Consider the following 14894-nt stretch of genomic DNA (forward strand, 5'->3'; position numbering starts at 1 on the left):
GCCCCCGGTCAGGGGCCGGTCAGCCGCAGGCGCGGCGACCCGGGACGCGGGAGGTCCTCCCCCGCGCCCCGGGCGCGCGGTCAGCGCACCCGCACCCGGACGACGGCCGCGGCCCGGGCGGTGTCCGCGGTCGCGGGCAGCAGCACCCGCACCCGGTGCGTGCCGCGCGGGAGCCCGCGCAGGGCAACCCGGGTCGTCCCGGCCGCCACGCGGGTGACGACCGGCCGGCGGCCCGTGCTCGTCCTCAGGACCAGGCCGGCGGGGCGGACCGGGAGGCCGGCGACCCGCACGCGCAGGCGGGGGCCCGAGCCCGACACCACCAGCCGCGGGCGGGCCTTCGCGACCCGCACGTCCACGGTCGAGCGGCTCGGCGCGGCGCCGGCCGACGGCGCGAAGACGACCGCGAGCCGGTGTGTGCCGGCCCCGAGCCGGCGCGGGAGCCGGACCGTCGCCACCCCGGCCCGGACGGTGCCGCTGGCCAGGACCCGGCCCTTCTCGGTGGCCCGGACCGTGCCGGTGCTCGCACCGCCGACCCGCACGCGCAGCACCGCGCCCGCGCCGTACGACGTCCGCGCCGCGGTGGCGGTGACGGAGGTCGCCGCGGCGGCGATCCGGCCGACGGTCACCGAGGCCGCGCTGACGGTGGTCGCGAGCTCGTCGGGGCTGGTGAGCAGCAGCCCGTGCACGACCGGCAGGCCGGCCCCGTCGGTCGACGTGGCCCCGAGGACGACGGTGGTGCTCGTCCCCGCCAGCCGGTACGACGTGCCGGGGGTGATCCGGCCCGCCGCGACCGGGTGACCCAGCACGGTGCCGCCGCCCGAGCTGACGACGGCGCCCGCGGCGGTGACGACAGTCCGCAGGTCCGTCAGGCGTACGGCGGCGTCGGTCCCGGGGAACAGGTCGAGGCGGCCGACGACGCTGCTCGCGCCGGTGGTGGCGACGGTGGTCCGCAGGCCGGTGGCGGTGACCTGCCCGGTCCCGTCGGCGAGCGTGTCGAGGACGCCGGTGGTGGTCGTCAGCGTCGCGAGCGGCGCGGCGTCGAGCTCGACCGAGCCGGTGGCGCGGACGCCGTACCCGTGCCAGGTGCCGGCCGGGACGACCGGCTGCTCGGGCTGCGGCTCGGGCTCCGGGCCGGTGCCCGGACCGTCGTCGACCCCGATCACGACCTGGCCCAGGATCACCTCGGGCCAGCTGCCGGTGTGGTCGACGTAGTGGAGCGCGTTGACGGTGGTGGTGCCGTCGGCGTGCTCGATCCGCTCGTTGACGCGCACCTCCAGCAGCACCTCGCCGTCCTCGTCGACCTTGGAGTAGATGTAGCCGTCCTGGTGATTCAGCCAGCGGCCGTCGGCGAAGAGCGCGTTGACGGAGTCGGCGAAGGTCACCGTCGACGCGCCGGCCGGGGTGACGTGCAGGTGCAGGTGGTTGACCCGCAGCGCGGAGGGGCGGTACTCGGCGAGGGCGTCCTCGGCCGGCAGCTGGGCGAAGGCGTCGACCTCGACGTCGACCGAGCCGTCGGCGGCGGTCGTGGCGCTGACGCCGGTGGCCCGGCTGCGGGCCCCGAGCGCGCGCACCTCGTCCACGGCGACACTCGCGGCGCCGGGTCCGGTGATCACGGGCGCCGGCTCGACCAGCCGTACGCCGTCCGCCCCGACGATCTGGACGCCCGCGACCCGGTGCGGCTCGCGGGCGGACGGCGCGATGTCGGTGCAGGTCACCTGGCCGAGCGCCAGGTCGCGGACCTCGTAGTTGTCGCCGTTGCGGATCCGCAGCCCGGTCGTCGTGCGGGCGGTGCCGGCGGTCGTGACCGCCTCGAGCGTGACGGTCGCGTCGTCGTCGTACGCCCCGGCGGTGGCGGGCAGCGGGATCGTCGTCCCCGCCGCCTCCTGGGCCGCGGCCGTGCGGTCGACGTCGCCGACCAGCAGCTGCTCGACGGTGACGAAGGAGCGCCCGCCCGGGGCGCAGCCGACGGTCAGGCCGCGCAGGGTGAGCGGCACCCGGCCGCGCAACTCGACCCGGGCCTCGGCGACCGTCGAGCGAGCACCGGTCGAGCCGGCGACGGTGCGGGTCCCGGTCGTCGTGATGACGTAGCCCGAGCGCAGGGCGGCCGGGGTCGTGGTGGCGGCGACCTCGCCGGCCACCTCAGCGTCCGCGGCCCAGCCGACGGACGCGGTCGGGGCCTGCAGGGTGCCGCCGTCGATGTCGCGGACGCTCAGACCGGCGGCGGTATGCAGGACGGGGTCGGCGGCGTACGCCGGCGTCGCGGGCAGGGCGAGCGCGGCCCCGGTGGTGGCCAGCGCGACGAGCGTCGCGGCCACCGTGCGGATGGAGGTCATGGTCGTTCTCTCTCGGGAGGGGTGGGGCCCGGTCACCGGGCGGTGCCGAACAGGTCGAAGAAGGCGGCGCCGCCGGGCAGGCCGACGCCGGTGAGCGGGTCCCAGCCGGGCCCCGAGACGAGCGACTGGGGGCGACGGTCGACGGTCACGACCGTCTCGGGCCAGGTCTGGCCGCCGCCGAGCGCCGTGGCCGACCAGAGGCCGGCGTTCGGGGGGGTCACGTCGCGCAGCGCCGCCGTGCCCGCCAGGCGGTAGAGCCACGGCGTGGCCAGCCCGATCCGCCGCCCGGAGCGGGCCTTGGCCATCGCGACCAGGGTGGCGACCGACGGGGTGGCCAGGCTGGTCCCGCCGATGGCGCGGTACGTCGGCCCGTCCGGCCCGGGGATCCGGGTCGTGAACCCGGTCAGCGGGTCGGCCAGCGCGGCGACGTCGGGCAGCAGCCGCCTCCCGGCGCCGGAGCCGTCGGCGAGGGTCGCCGGGACGTGCCCGCGCTGCCAGCCCGGCCGGGCGTGGACGTGGGAGGCGCCGCCGCCCCCGCCGGCGTGGAAGCCGGGCGGGATCAGCCCGCCGTTGCGGGCGAAGTACGGCGTGGACGCCCAGCCGCCGATCGCGGCGTACGAGCCGTCGCGCCGCATCCCCATCGACAGCCCGCCGACCGCGGTGACCCACGGGCTGGACGCCGGCGAGGTCACGTCGAGCTCGCCCGCGTGGTCGCCCTCGTCGCTGTAGTCGCCGTCGTTGCCGGCGGCCGCGAAGACCGACACGCCCCGCAGCGAGGCCTGCACGACCGCGCGGTGCAGCAGGGCCCGGTCGGCGTCGGTGCCGTGCTCCTCGCGGGAGCCGAGGGACATCGAGACCACGTCGACCTCGCCCGACTCGACGGCGTCGAGCAGGACCTGGAAGAGGTCGTGGGAGTAGCAGGTAGGGCTGGCCCAGTAGACGACCTTCGCGTCCGGCGCCATCGCGTGCACGGCCTGGACGTCGAGGTGCTGCTCCTCCGACCAGCCCTCGCGGTCCCCGCAGGCGGTGTCGTCCTCGGCGGTGCGGTGGACGACGTACTGCCCGGGGCGGAAGGGGGCGCCGCCGGTCTCGGTGAAGTAGTCGTCGGTGTTCTGCGCGACCGCGGGGTCGTCGTACGTCCCGACGATGCCGACGCGGGCACCCTCGCCGGTGATGTCCGCCGGGACCCGGTGCAGGGCGCGCAGGTCGGTGGGCGAGTAGCCGCAGAGCCGGTTGGAGCGGGTCGTCACGGCGGGCCGCGCGGGCCAGCGGTCGCTGACCCGCTCGCCCCAGTAGCGCGCGCAGCCGTCGGAGGTCTGCGGCCCGGTCGTCACGGCGGGCGCGGTGATCGACATCGGGACCGCGGGGGTGCGCACCAGCCCGGCGACGCCCTGGATCCGCAGCCCGCGCGGCACCGACACGGCACGGGCGGGCGCGACGATCTCGACGCCGTCGGTCTCGACCCGGACCAGCCGGGTGCGCAGGGCGCGCTCGACCCGGCCGACCCGGCCACGCACCTCGACGACCCCGAGGTCGCGTCGTACGGCGGTGACCGCGAGCCGCTGGGCGCGCAGCCAGCGGGCGGCCCGCCGTACCTGCCGCGGCGTCGCCGCGCCCTCGCCCCGCCACGGGAGCAGAACGCTGAGCCGGACCACCTCGCGGTCCGGCACCGCCCGCCGGCGTCCGGCGTCGAGCGCGGCGAGGTCCAGGCGCGACCCGGCGAGCACGGTGCGCGCGGCCGGGCGCTCCGCGGGCTCGGCGGCCGTCGCGGGCGGCGCTCCCGAGAGCGGGACGGACAGGGACGCGGCGGCGAGCACCGCGACGAGCAGGGGTACGCCGCGCTGCGGCGTGCGGGAGACGGGCACGAAGGGTCCTCGGGGTCCAGCCGCACCACCGTGGTGCGGCCCGCGGACTCTATCCGAGAACGATTCTCATTTGCATTTGGGGGTGCTGCCGATCGGGTACCACACGGGCATGAGCGACGACCCGAGGAAGACGAGCACGCAGGGCGACCCCGATCTCGACGCGGAGCGCGAGGAGATCGGGGCGCTGCAGGACCGGCTCGACGCCGAGTCGGACGAGGACGGCCTGGGGGCCGAGGCGGGCACGGCCGAGGAGAACGGCATTTCGCAGGGCTGAGCCCGCCGCGTCCTCAGGCCGCCCGCACCGCGACGGGCACCCGCACGTCGACGAGCGCCGTCCGCAGTCGTCGCTGGGTGGCCAGGACCAGGATCAGCTCCAGCACCATCGCGGTGACGGTCACGGCGAACGCCGCGGTGTGGCCGTGCGCGTCGGCGAGCCGTCCGGCGGCGCCCGAGCCGACGGCGTACCCCAGGCCGGTGGCGCTGGCCAGCAGCGTCATCGCGGTGGCGACCCGGGCGGGCGCGACCACCCGCTCGGCGAGCGAGAAGACGGCGATCATCAGGGGCGCCACGGCGCAGCCGAGGAGCAGGACGACCGGGACCAGGACGGCGAGCCCGTCCACGAGCAGCAGGGGCAGCGACAGCACCGACAGGGCGGCCGCGGCGCCGAGCATCCGGCGCTCCGGGCCGATCCGCTCGGGGAGGAACGCGGTCGCGACGCCCGCGACGGCGCTGCCGACCCCCAGCACGGCGTGCACCAGCCCGGCGGCACCCGGCACCCCGGCCTGGGTGGCCAGCACCGTCGTCCCGGTCTGGGTGGCGCCGAAGAGGCTGCCGATGAGCAGCTGCGCGACGACCAGGACGAGCAGGACCGGGGTGAGCAGCCGACCGGTCGGCAGCGGGATGCCGTCGCGCCGGACCCGGCGGGCGCTGCGGTGCAGCGCGAAGGCCGTGCCGAAGATCGCCAGCATCGCGGCCGCCAGCAGCAGCGCCCCGCCCGGCGAGACCACGGCGACGCCGACCCCGACGAGGGCCGGTCCGATCGCGAAGGACGCCTCGTCCGCAGCCCCCTCGTAGGAGAAGGCCACGTCGACCAGGCGCCGCTGGTGGACCCCGGTCGGGGCGGTGATCGGGCGCCAGCGCACCCGCGCCAACGGACCGACCTGCGGCATCGCGAGACCGGCGAGGGCGGCGGTGGCGACCACGGCCGCGTCGGCCGCTCCCCCGCGGACGAGCGCAACGAGAGCGACCAGCGCGGCGGCGCCGGCCAGCGACTGCACGAGGACGACGTGCCGCTGGCCGACCCGGTCGGCCAGGGCCCCCGCGAACGGGGCGCCGGCCGCGTTCGCGACGGCGAGCGCGCCGGCGGCCAGGCCGCCGAGGCCGTAGCTGCCGGTGGCGTCGGAGACGAGCAGCAGGGTGCCGAGCTGGCTCATGGCGAGCGGCAGCCGGGCGAGGAAGGCGACGACGACGTACGTCGTCCCGGCGAGCTCGAAGAGCCGCCGGTAGGAGGCGAGGGGTGACACGGGGGTGGGGCCTTTCGGGTGCGTCTGGACGACGCGCCGAACCCACCTCCAAGACGCGTGAAACCCTGTGCTCCCCCGATGGTACGGCGCCCTCCCGCGAGGTGGCGAACCCGCGACCCGCTCGACCCTCGGCGGTCCCCCGGCCGGCGCCCGGGGACCGCCGAGGCGGGCGATCAGGCCCGGATGAACTCCAGGATGTCGGCGTTGATGACCTCGGCCTGCGTGGTGGGCATCCCGTGTGGGAAGCCCGGGTAGGTCTTCAGCGTCCCGTTCGGGAGCAGCTTCACCGACAGCTCGGCGGAGTCGGCGATCGGCACGACCTGGTCGTCCTCGCCGTGCAGCACCAGCGTCGGCACCGTGACGGCCTTCAGGTCATCGGTGAAGTCGGTCTGCGAGAACGCGACGACGCCGTCGTAGTGGGCCTTGGCGCCGCCGAGCATGCCCTGGCGCCACCAGTTGGCGATGACACCCTCGTGCGGCTCGGCGCCCTCGCGGTTGTAGCCGTAGAACGGACCCTCGGCGAAGTCGCGGAAGAAGGCGGCGCGGCGGGTGGCCACCTGCTCCTGGATGCCGTCGAAGAAGTCCTTCGGCAGCCCGCCGGGGTTGCTCTCCGTCTGCACCATGATCGGCGGGACGGCGCTGATGAGCACGGCCTTGGCGGCCCGGTCCTGGCCGTGGCGGGCCAGGTAGTGCACGACCTCCCCGCCGCCGGTGGAGTGGCCGACGTGGACGGCGTCACGCAGGTCGAGGTGCTGGACGACGGCGGCGAGGTCGTCGGCGTAGTGGTCCATGTCGTGACCGTCGGCGACCTGCTCGGAGCGGCCGTGGCCGCGACGGTCGTGGGCGACCACACGGAAGCCCTGGCCGAGGAAGAACATCAGCTGGGCGTCCCAGTCGTCGGACGAGAGAGGCCAGCCGTGGCTGAAGACGACCGGCTGGCCGCTCCCCCAGTCCTTGTAGAAGATCTCGACGCCGTCGGTGGTGGTCAGGGTGGGCATGGGGGGCTCCCGGGAGGATCGAGGAAGGATCGAACGCACGCCCGGCGGGCGCGACGGTTCGAGTCTCTATCCCGCGGCCGTCCTCGCACCTGCACCTGGTGCGACAGGTTTCCCACGGTTTGCGTCACCGGAGGTGAACGAACCCTCCCGACGACGTACCTCGTCGCGGTAGGCCCGCGGGGAGCGCCCGAGCCGCGCCAGGAAGACCCGGCGCATCATCTCGCCGCTGGAGAAGCCCGCTGCGGTGGCGGCCGCCGCCACCGACGAGCCGGCCCGGAGCCAGTCGCAGGCGATGCCGAAGCGCAGGGCGGCCACGTAGGAGGCGGGCGTCGTACCGAGTTCGTCGCGGAAGAGCCGGGTCAGCTGCCGGTCGCTGACGTGGGCGAACGCGGCCATCGAGCGGACGGTGTGGGCCACCTGGGGCTCCGCCCGCACGTGGTCGGTGACCCGGCGGACGACGTGGGACTCCACGACCTTGGTGCTCGCGGACGGCGAGAACTGGGACTGGTCTCCGCCACGCTGGAGGTAGACGAGCAGGTCTCGGGCGACGGCCTGGGCGACCTCGCTGCCGTGGTCCTCCTCGACCAGCGCGAGGGCCAGGTCGATGCCGGCCGAGGCGCCGCCGGAGCTGTAGGTCAGCTCGTCGCGGACGTAGATCGCGTCGTGCCGCACCGAGACGCGGGGGTAGCGGGCGGCCAGGTCCCGGGTGTACTTCCAGTGCGTGGTGGCGGCCCGACCGTCGAGCAGGCCCGCCTCGGCGAGGACGAAGGCGCCCGTGCAGATGGAGGCGAGCCGCCGGCTGCGCCCCGCCAGGTCGAGCGTCGCCGCCACCAGCTCGGGCGTCACGAAGCGCAGGGCGGGCTGGGTGCTGCCGACCACGACGACCGTGTCGAAGGTCCCGGAGCCCGCGACGGCGACCGCCTCCATCCGGGCGCCCACGGACGTCTCGAAGGCTCCGCCGCCGACGGTCAGGACCGCGATCTCGTAGGCCCCGGGGACCTGCCGGTTCGCGGCCACGAAGACCTCGGCCGGACCACTGAGGTCGAGCAGCATCACCCCGTCGAACGCCAGCATCCCGATCCGGCGCGGGGAACGCGACGACTCCATTGTGGAATCATCGCTCCACCAACCGCGAGGTGTCCACCGGGCTCTGCTCGCGGGACCGGACGGGAGCCCGGCCTCCGGACGACGGCGATACGCTCGGCAGGTGCCGCGCCCCCGACAGTTCGACGAGCCCGCACTGCTGGACGCGGCCATCGAGCTCTTCTGGTCCCACGGGTACGCCGACACCTCCATCGCCGATGTGGCCCTCGCCTCGACGGTCGGCAACGGCAGCATCTACGCCGCGTACCGGTCCAAGGACGGTCTCTACCTGCAGGCCGTGGCCCGCTACTGCCGGCGGCTGACCGAGACGGTGCGCGAGGCCATGCAGGGGAGCTCCGGGGACGTCGCCACGAGCCTGCGGGCCTACCTCGAGCTCATCATCTGCGACTGCGTCAGCCAGCCCGGGCGGCGTGGCTGCCTGATGCTCAACAGCCTGACGCTGGTGGACCGGGTGCCCGAGCTGCGGCCCGTCATCGACGCGACGACCCGCGAGCTGCAGGAGATCGTCGCGGCGCGATTGCGACGCGACCTCGCGGGTGGCGCCGACCCGATCGACGTCGAGGGGCTCAGCGCGCACTACGTGACCCTGTCCCAGGGCCTCATCCACCGCAGCCGGCTCGGCCACGGTCCGGACGAGCTTCGGGCCGTGGCCGACGCCACCTTGCGGTTCAGCCCCGGCCGGAGCGCTTGACGAACTCCCCGCGCGGGTCGCCGACGACGGCGCCGTCGCTCAGGACCGCGGAGCCGCGGAGGTAGGTGTCGGTGACCCGGGCGGTCAGCTCGAAGCCCTCGAAGGGGGTGTACTCCTGCGTCGAGAGCGAGTCCTCGGCGCGGACCGTGTAGCTCACGTCGTCGTCGACGAGGCAGAAGTCGGCGTCCTTGCCGACGGCGAGGTCGCCCTTCTGCGTGAGGCCGAACCGCTCGGCGGGGTTGCGCGCGGTGAGCTCGGCGACGGCGCCGTACGACAGGCCGCGGCGGCGGCCCTCGGTGATCAGGCCGGGCAGCAGGTACTCGGTGCCGCCGAAGCCGGACTTGGCCAGGAAGACGTCGTCCTTCGGGTCGCCGAACTTCGTCTCCTCCTTGCAGCAGGCGTGGTCGGAGGTGACCCAGGAGAAGTGGCCGGCGAGCAGGTGCTCCCACAGCGCGTCGACGTCCTCGGGCGAGCGCAGCGGCGGGTTGACCTTGCCGCCGAGGTTGGCGGTGTTGAAGTCCGCGACCAGGTGGCCGACCGTGACCTCGCGACGGAAGTCGATGTGGGGGAAGGTCGCCTGCATCATCATCGCCGCCTCGATCGCCTTGCGGGACGTGAGGTGGAGCAGGTTGATGTTGGGCAGCTCGGTCTCGTGGGCGAGGTACGACGCGATGGTGATCGCCAGCCCCTCGGAGTGCGGCGGCCGCGAGGCGCTGTAGGCCTCCAGACCGGTGAGCGTGCCGTCCTTCTCCACCAGCTTGGTGTAGGCGCGCATGATCTCGGCCGTCTCGCAGTGCAGGGACAGCGAGATGGCGTCGCGGTCCTCGGCGAAGCGGGCGTCCTCGCGGGCCTTCTGGATGCCGCGCATGACGAACTCGAAGTGCGCGATGTCGTACGACTGGTCCTCGGGCAGCATCAGGAACGAGCCCTGGTCGGCCGAGCGGCCGTGCAGGCCGTGGCTGCCGTAGAACATGAAGATCTTGAACGACGGGACGCCCTGCTCGATGAGCATCGGGATCTCGTCGATGTGCTCCTCGAGGATCGGCGCGACGTGGAACGCGTAGTCGACGTAGGCGCGGCCGTCGGTCGCGGCGAGGATGTCGGGGAAGATCTCGCGGTAGGGGCCGGTCCGGTTGAGGTAGTAGGCGCCGGTGCGGATGTAGGTGATCCCGGAGGTCACGCCGCCCTGCGCCGAGGCCCGGCTCTCGGACTCGGCGTCCTCGCCCAGTTCGTTGTAGATGCCCCAGTGCTGGTGGACGTCGACGACGCCCGGGAAGAGGAGCTTGCCGCCGGCGTCGAGCACCTCGGCGCCGTCCCGGTCGAGGGACTCGCCGATCGCCGTGAAGACGCCGTCCTTGACGCCGACGTCGAGCCGCTCGGGCTCGTCGCGCCCGGGCCGGACCACGCGTGCGTTGGTGATGATCAGGTCGTGCTCAGCCATGAGGCTCACCTCTCCTTGATGTCGTCAGGGTCCACCGTCGTCAGCGGCGCGAGCACCGCGGCGACGTCGGGGCAGGTCTCCAGCTCCGCGCAGGCCCGGGCGAGGCCCTCGACCCGGTCGGCGGCCAGCGTGCGGCCGGCGTTCGCGCGGAACTTGGCGCTCAGCTCGTCGAACGAGAGCGGGCGCTGCGGCCCGCCGCGGGTCGTCAGCACCTCCTCGACCAGCTCGGTGCCGTCGGTCAGCCGCGCGGTCAGCACGGCCGGGAACTGGGTCGGGAAGATCGCCGTGCACCGCTCGTCGGGCACCACGTCGACCTTGGCCATCAGTGCCCGCCGCTCGGGGTCGCGGGCCAGCTCGTCGGTGTAGTCCTCGACGCCCGCGCCGAGCCCGGCGCCGCCGAGCAGGCCCACGGCGACGGCGTACGGGCCGCTGAACTGCGCCATGTAGCCGGTCTCGGGCGTGCGCTTGACCTCGATCGGCTCGCCGATCGTGCGCAGGTTGGGAGCGGGTACGCCGAGGGTCAGCCGCTCGACGCGGTCGGGCGTGACGCCCTGCTCGCGCAGCCGGGCGGCCGCGTCGACCGCGGCGTGGGTGAAGTGGTTGGCCGGGTAGGGCTTGAAGAAGATGTCGGGCACCGCCCAGGTCTCCCCCAGCCCGTCGACCACGGCGCCCGGGTCGAAGTCGCCGTGCAGCCAGGCCTGGTAGAAGCCGAACCGGCCCTCCAGGACCGTCGGCGGCCCGGTCAGCCCGAAGGCCACCAGCTCGGCGGCCGAGACCGCCGCGTGCGCGGCCCAGCCGCAGTGCAGCCGCTTGACGGTGCCGCCGGTGCGGTTGGCCTCGATGATCCCCGAGGCCATCGAGGCGGCGACCCCGAGGCTGTCGACGACCGCGTCCGCCCGGCCGCCCATCAGCACGGCGGCGGTGACCGAACCGCCCATCGCGCCGCAGATCGAGGTGGCGTGCTGGCCGTGCTCGAAGAAGGTGGAGTTCTTGGCGGCCTCGTCGTACCCGGCCATGCCGAGGCGGACGCAGGTCTCCAGGCCGAGCGCGATCGCGCGCACCAGCTCGGCGCCGCTCGCGCCCTCCCGCTCGGCCACGGCCAGCGCGACCGGGACGATCGTGGCGCTCGGGTGCAGCACCGAGGGGAGGTGCGTGTCGTCGTAGTCGAGGGAGTGGGCCAGCACCCCGTTGACGAACGCCGCCAGGCCCGCCGGCAGCCGCTCGGGGACGCCGACCGCCGACGCGACCGGCCGGCCGCCCTGCGAGCGGGCCCAGTCGCGGGCCGCGCGGCTGGTCTCGAGCGGGGCGGCCGCGACGGCGATCCCGAGGGTGTCGAGGACCCGCTTGCGGACGCTGTCGACGACCTCGTCGGGGAGGTCGGCGAAGGACGTGCGCTCGGCGAAGGCGCCCAGCTGCTGGGCCAGGGTGGGGGCGCTCACCGAGCGGCCCGCAGCGCCAGCGGCCGCACCGGCGAGCCGGTCGCGCCGAAGATGTTCAGCGGCACCAGCACGAACGTGAACTCGCCCCAGCCCGCGGCCGCGAGACCCTCCAGGTCGAGCGCCTCGACGATGTAGATGCCGTGCTCCACGAGCAGCACCCGGTGGGCCGGCAGCAGCGCGTGCCCGCCGCCGGGCGCGAGCCGCTCGAAGGCGATGGTGTCGGCCCCGGCCGCGTGCACGCTCCGCTCGGCCAGCCAGGTCGCCCCGGCCTCGCCGACGCCCGGCACGCCCGACGGCCCCCCGACGTACGGCGCCCCCTCGGCGAAGCGCGAGCCCCACCCGCTGCGGATCAGCACGACGTCGCCGGCACCGACGGTGACGCCCTGCCGCTCGGCGGTCGCCTCCAGGTCGGCGACGGTGATCTCGTAGCCGCCCTCGCAACAGTCGACCCCGAGGTGCCCGGCGACGTCGAGCAGCACGCCGCGGCGCACCATCGGCTCGATCGTGTGCACGCCGAGCTCCTCGTACTTGCCGCCGACCCCGGCCGCCACCGCGTCGACGCCGCCGTGCATCTTCCCCTGGAAGGAGACGTGGGCGAGCGCGTCGATGTGGGTGCCGACGTGGGTGCCGGTCGTGATCATGTCGTTCGCGGCGCTGCTGCCGTCCGCGCGGACCATGTCACCGTGGCGGCGCGGCAGGGTGTGCCAGAACTGGGGGTGGTTGGGCGACTGCGGCATGCCCGTGCGCAGCTGGCGGCCGAGGTCGATCGACTCGACCCCGCCCCGCACGACCTCGAGCAGTGGGTCCTTCGGGTGTGCGTCGTTCATCGCACGACCTCCTCGTCCTTGAGAGCAGTGATGTCCTCGGCCGCGTAGCCGAGCTCGCGGAGCACCTCGTCGGTGTCCTGGCCGAGATCGCGGCCCGTGAAGCGGATCCGGCCCGGCGACTCGCTCATCCGCCACATCACGTTGTGCTGCAGGACTGGGCCCAGGTCGACGTCGTCGACCTCGACCAGCATCTGCGTCTCCCGCACGTGCGGGTCCTCGGTGAGGTCGCGGGCGTCGTACACGGGCGCGATGGCGGCGCCGGCCTCGGTGAAGGCGGTGAGCACCGACTCCCGGTCGCGGGCGGCGATCCAGCTGCCGACGTGGTCGTCGAGCAGGTCGACGTGCTCGGCCCGGCCGGCGCCGGTCGCGAACCACGGCTCGTCCATGACCTCGGGGTGACCGACCAGCTCCATCACCCGCTCGGCGATCCGCTGGGCGCTCGTGGAGATGGCGACCCACTTGTCGTCGGAGGTCCGGTAGGTGTTGCGCGGGGCGTTGTTCGTGGAGCGGTTGCCGTGCCGCTGGGCGACCTCGCCGAGCTGCTGGTAGACCGTCGGACCCGGCCCGACGGCGGTCATCAACGGCTCCAGGATGCTCAGGTCGACCACCTGGCCGCGGCCCGTGGCGTCGCGGTGGCGCAGCGCCATCAGGACGGCGGACGAGGCGGCGATCCCGCAGATGCTGTCGGCCAGGCCGAAGGCCGGCAGGGTCGGCGGCCCGTCGGCCTCGCCGGTCGCGGCGGCGAACCCGCTCATCGCCTCGGCGAGGGTGCCGAAGCCGGCCCGGGAGGAATAGGGGCCGGTCTGGCCGAAGCCGGTCAGCCGGGCGACCACGAGGCCGGGGTTCTCGGCCATCAGCACGTCGGGGCCGATGCCCCAGCGCTCGAGAGTGCCGGGGCGGAAGTTCTCGACGACCACGTCCGCGGTCGCGGCCAGCCGGCGGAACACCTCGCCGCCCCGGGGCGCCTTCAGGTCGAGGGCGACGGTCCGCTTGTTGCGGCCGATCTCCTTCCACCACAACGGGACGCCGTCCTTGCTGCGGCCGTGGCCGCGCATGTTGTCCCCGCCCCGCGGGTGCTCGATCTTGACCACGTCGGCGCCGTAGTCGCCGAGGATCTGGCAGCACAGCGGGCCGGCGAGGATCGTGGAGACGTCGAGGACGCGGAGGCCCTCGAGGGGAGCTGGAGCGACAGACACACAGAATCCGTTTCGCTAGGAGAAACGTCCGAACTGATCCTCACCCTAGCGTTCTGGCGCGCCCTTCGGAACCCCGCGTACATTCAGGATCATGAGCGAACCCATGGCGTTCCGCTTGTCGGAACGCGCGGCTATGGCGATCGACGACCTCGTCGCGGGCGTCTCGACGCCGTACGACGACCTGCCCGTCCCGGTCCGGTCCCGGCTGCCCGTGGTGCTCGCCGACCTGCTGGGCGTGACCGCCGCCGGCCTGCGCACCCCGGAGCTGCGGCGCCTGCTCGACGCGTGGCCGCAGCCGGCCGGGCCGCACCCGCTGCCGGGCACCTCGCTGCGGACGACGCCCGAGACGGCGGCCCTGCTCGGTGCGGCCGCGGCCTGCTCGCAGGAGCTCGACGAGGGCAACAAGCACGCCGCCGGCCACCCGGCGGCGCACGTGGTCTTCGCGGCGGTGGCCGCGGCCCAGCAGTCGCCGACACCGGTCGACGGGCGGCGCTTCCTGGCGGCGGTCGCCGGCGGCTACGAGGTCGCGGCCCGCTTCGGCCGCGCCGTACGGCGTGACCCGGCGTGGCACCCGCACGGGCACTGGGGCGCCACGGGGGCGGCGTACGCCGCGGCCACGCTGCTCGGCGCGACCCCCGCCCAGGTCGCGGCCGCCGTGGACGCCGCGACCGGCCTGATGACCGTCGCGCCGTGGGACACCGTGCTGGCCGGCGACCCGACCCGGAACCTGTGGATGGGCCAGGCCAACCTCGCGGGCCTGTCGGCCGCCCACCTCGCCCGGGCCGACCTGGTCACGAACCGGGGTGGGGCGGCGGCCGCGCTCGCGCTGGTCGGCTCGCTGGACCCCGACCTCCTGGTGGCCGACCTCGGGGTGCGCTGGCTCGCCGCCGAGGGCTACCTGAAGCAGCACGCCGCGTGCTCGTTCACCCACGCGGCGATCGACCTGGTGCTCGCCCTGCGGCTCGCCGACGGCTGGTCGGGCGACGACGTCGCCTCGATCCGGGTCGGGATCCACTCGCTCGCGGCACCCCTGCTCGACCGCTCGCCGTCGAACCGGCTGGCGGCGATGTTCTTGCTGCCGTTCGCGGTCAGCACGGCCGCGGTCAGCGGCGCCGTCACCCCCGCCACGATGGAGCCCGGCACGTCCGCCTTCGCGGCGGCCGAGGCGTTCAGCCCCCGCGTCGACGTGGCCCTGCTGCCGGAGCTCGACGCCCACCTGCCGGCCCGCCGGGTCTGCGAGGTCGAGGTGGTCCTGGCCGACGGCTCCCGCGCCGCGCTCGCCCAGCCCGACCCGATCGGCGACACCGCCCACTTCCCGCTCGACGACGACGCGCTGGTGGCCAAGCTCGACGACCTCGCGGTCCCCGGCGCCGACCTGCTGGCCGCCGTACGACGGCTGCCGGAGGCCGACGACGTGGTCGCCGCGCTGGCGGGGCTGCCGTTCGACTGATCCTGGCGCCGCTCCCGCCGTACCCTC

General features: G+C 74.9%; 12 protein-coding genes. 3 read left to right on the forward strand and 9 right to left on the reverse strand.

Annotated elements, in window-relative coordinates; translation table 11 throughout:
- Nucleotides 1-80: 80 nt before the first annotated feature.
- Entirely contained in the window at nucleotides 81-2333 is a 2253-nt protein-coding gene (locus V7S47_RS14100; protein ID WP_336562135.1) for a hypothetical protein, read from the reverse strand.
- A 32-nt stretch (nucleotides 2334-2365) separates the two neighbouring features.
- Nucleotides 2366-4198, reverse strand: coding sequence for a S53 family peptidase (locus V7S47_RS14105; RefSeq protein WP_336562136.1), 1833 nt, complete (start codon nucleotides 4196-4198; stop codon nucleotides 2366-2368).
- Nucleotides 4199-4307: 109 nt separating this feature from the next.
- Here V7S47_RS14105 and V7S47_RS14110 point away from each other — a divergent pair, with 109 nt between their 5' ends.
- Nucleotides 4308-4472, forward strand: a complete 165-nt coding sequence (locus tag V7S47_RS14110; RefSeq protein WP_170867207.1) for a hypothetical protein — start codon at nucleotides 4308-4310, stop codon at nucleotides 4470-4472.
- A gap of 13 nt (nucleotides 4473-4485) precedes the next feature.
- Here the strand turns inward: V7S47_RS14110 and V7S47_RS14115 are convergent, their stop codons facing one another.
- The 3 genes from V7S47_RS14115 to V7S47_RS14125 all read right to left on the reverse strand — a co-directional run bounded on the left by V7S47_RS14115 (nucleotide 4486) and on the right by V7S47_RS14125 (nucleotide 7826).
- Nucleotides 4486-5721, reverse strand: coding sequence for an MFS transporter (locus V7S47_RS14115; RefSeq protein WP_336562137.1), 1236 nt, complete (start codon nucleotides 5719-5721; stop codon nucleotides 4486-4488).
- 173 nt (nucleotides 5722-5894) lie between these two features.
- Nucleotides 5895-6719 (reverse strand): alpha/beta fold hydrolase, encoded by an 825-nt coding sequence (locus tag V7S47_RS14120; RefSeq protein ID WP_336562138.1) that lies wholly within the window; start codon nucleotides 6717-6719, stop codon nucleotides 5895-5897.
- A gap of 66 nt (nucleotides 6720-6785) precedes the next feature.
- Complete coding sequence (locus V7S47_RS14125; RefSeq protein ID WP_336562139.1) at nucleotides 6786-7826, reverse strand: GlxA family transcriptional regulator; 1041 nt, start codon at nucleotides 7824-7826, stop codon at nucleotides 6786-6788.
- 100 nt (nucleotides 7827-7926) lie between these two features.
- Here V7S47_RS14125 and V7S47_RS14130 point away from each other — a divergent pair, with 100 nt between their 5' ends.
- Nucleotides 7927-8514, forward strand: a complete 588-nt coding sequence (locus tag V7S47_RS14130; RefSeq protein ID WP_336562140.1) for a TetR/AcrR family transcriptional regulator — start codon at nucleotides 7927-7929, stop codon at nucleotides 8512-8514.
- Here the strand turns inward: V7S47_RS14130 and V7S47_RS14135 are convergent.
- The 4 genes from V7S47_RS14135 to V7S47_RS14150 are packed head-to-tail and all read right to left on the reverse strand — an operon-like array spanning nucleotide 8492 to nucleotide 13417.
- On the reverse strand, nucleotides 8492-9955 hold the full coding sequence (locus V7S47_RS14135; RefSeq protein ID WP_336562141.1) for a dihydroorotase: 1464 nt from the start codon (nucleotides 9953-9955) through the stop codon (nucleotides 8492-8494). The two genes, V7S47_RS14130 and V7S47_RS14135, sit on opposite strands and share 23 nt — an antisense overlap.
- 5 nt (nucleotides 9956-9960) lie before the next feature.
- The gene (locus V7S47_RS14140) at nucleotides 9961-11394 is read right to left on the reverse strand and encodes an MmgE/PrpD family protein (protein WP_336562142.1); all 1434 of its coding nucleotides are present in this window, start codon (nucleotides 11392-11394) and stop codon (nucleotides 9961-9963) included.
- Nucleotides 11391-12221 carry a cyclase family protein gene (locus V7S47_RS14145; protein WP_336562143.1) on the reverse strand — a complete coding sequence of 277 codons (831 nt, stop codon included), beginning with the start codon at nucleotides 12219-12221 and terminating at the stop codon, nucleotides 11391-11393. The genes V7S47_RS14140 and V7S47_RS14145 overlap by 4 nt, the downstream gene beginning before the upstream one ends.
- Entirely contained in the window at nucleotides 12218-13417 is a 1200-nt protein-coding gene (locus V7S47_RS14150; RefSeq protein WP_336562144.1) for a CaiB/BaiF CoA transferase family protein, read from the reverse strand. Before V7S47_RS14150 ends, V7S47_RS14145 begins: the two co-directional genes overlap by 4 nt.
- Nucleotides 13418-13508: 91 nt before the next feature.
- On the opposite strand from V7S47_RS14150, the gene V7S47_RS14155 reads away from it, so the two are divergent.
- A complete protein-coding gene (locus V7S47_RS14155; RefSeq protein WP_336562145.1) occupies nucleotides 13509-14867 on the forward strand; it encodes an MmgE/PrpD family protein in 1359 nt (452 codons plus the stop codon).
- Nucleotides 14868-14894 lie beyond the last annotated feature (27 nt).

The organism is Nocardioides sp. CCNWLW216, from assembly GCF_037120545.1.
Lineage (GTDB): Bacteria > Actinomycetota > Actinomycetes > Propionibacteriales > Nocardioidaceae > Nocardioides > Nocardioides lianchengensis.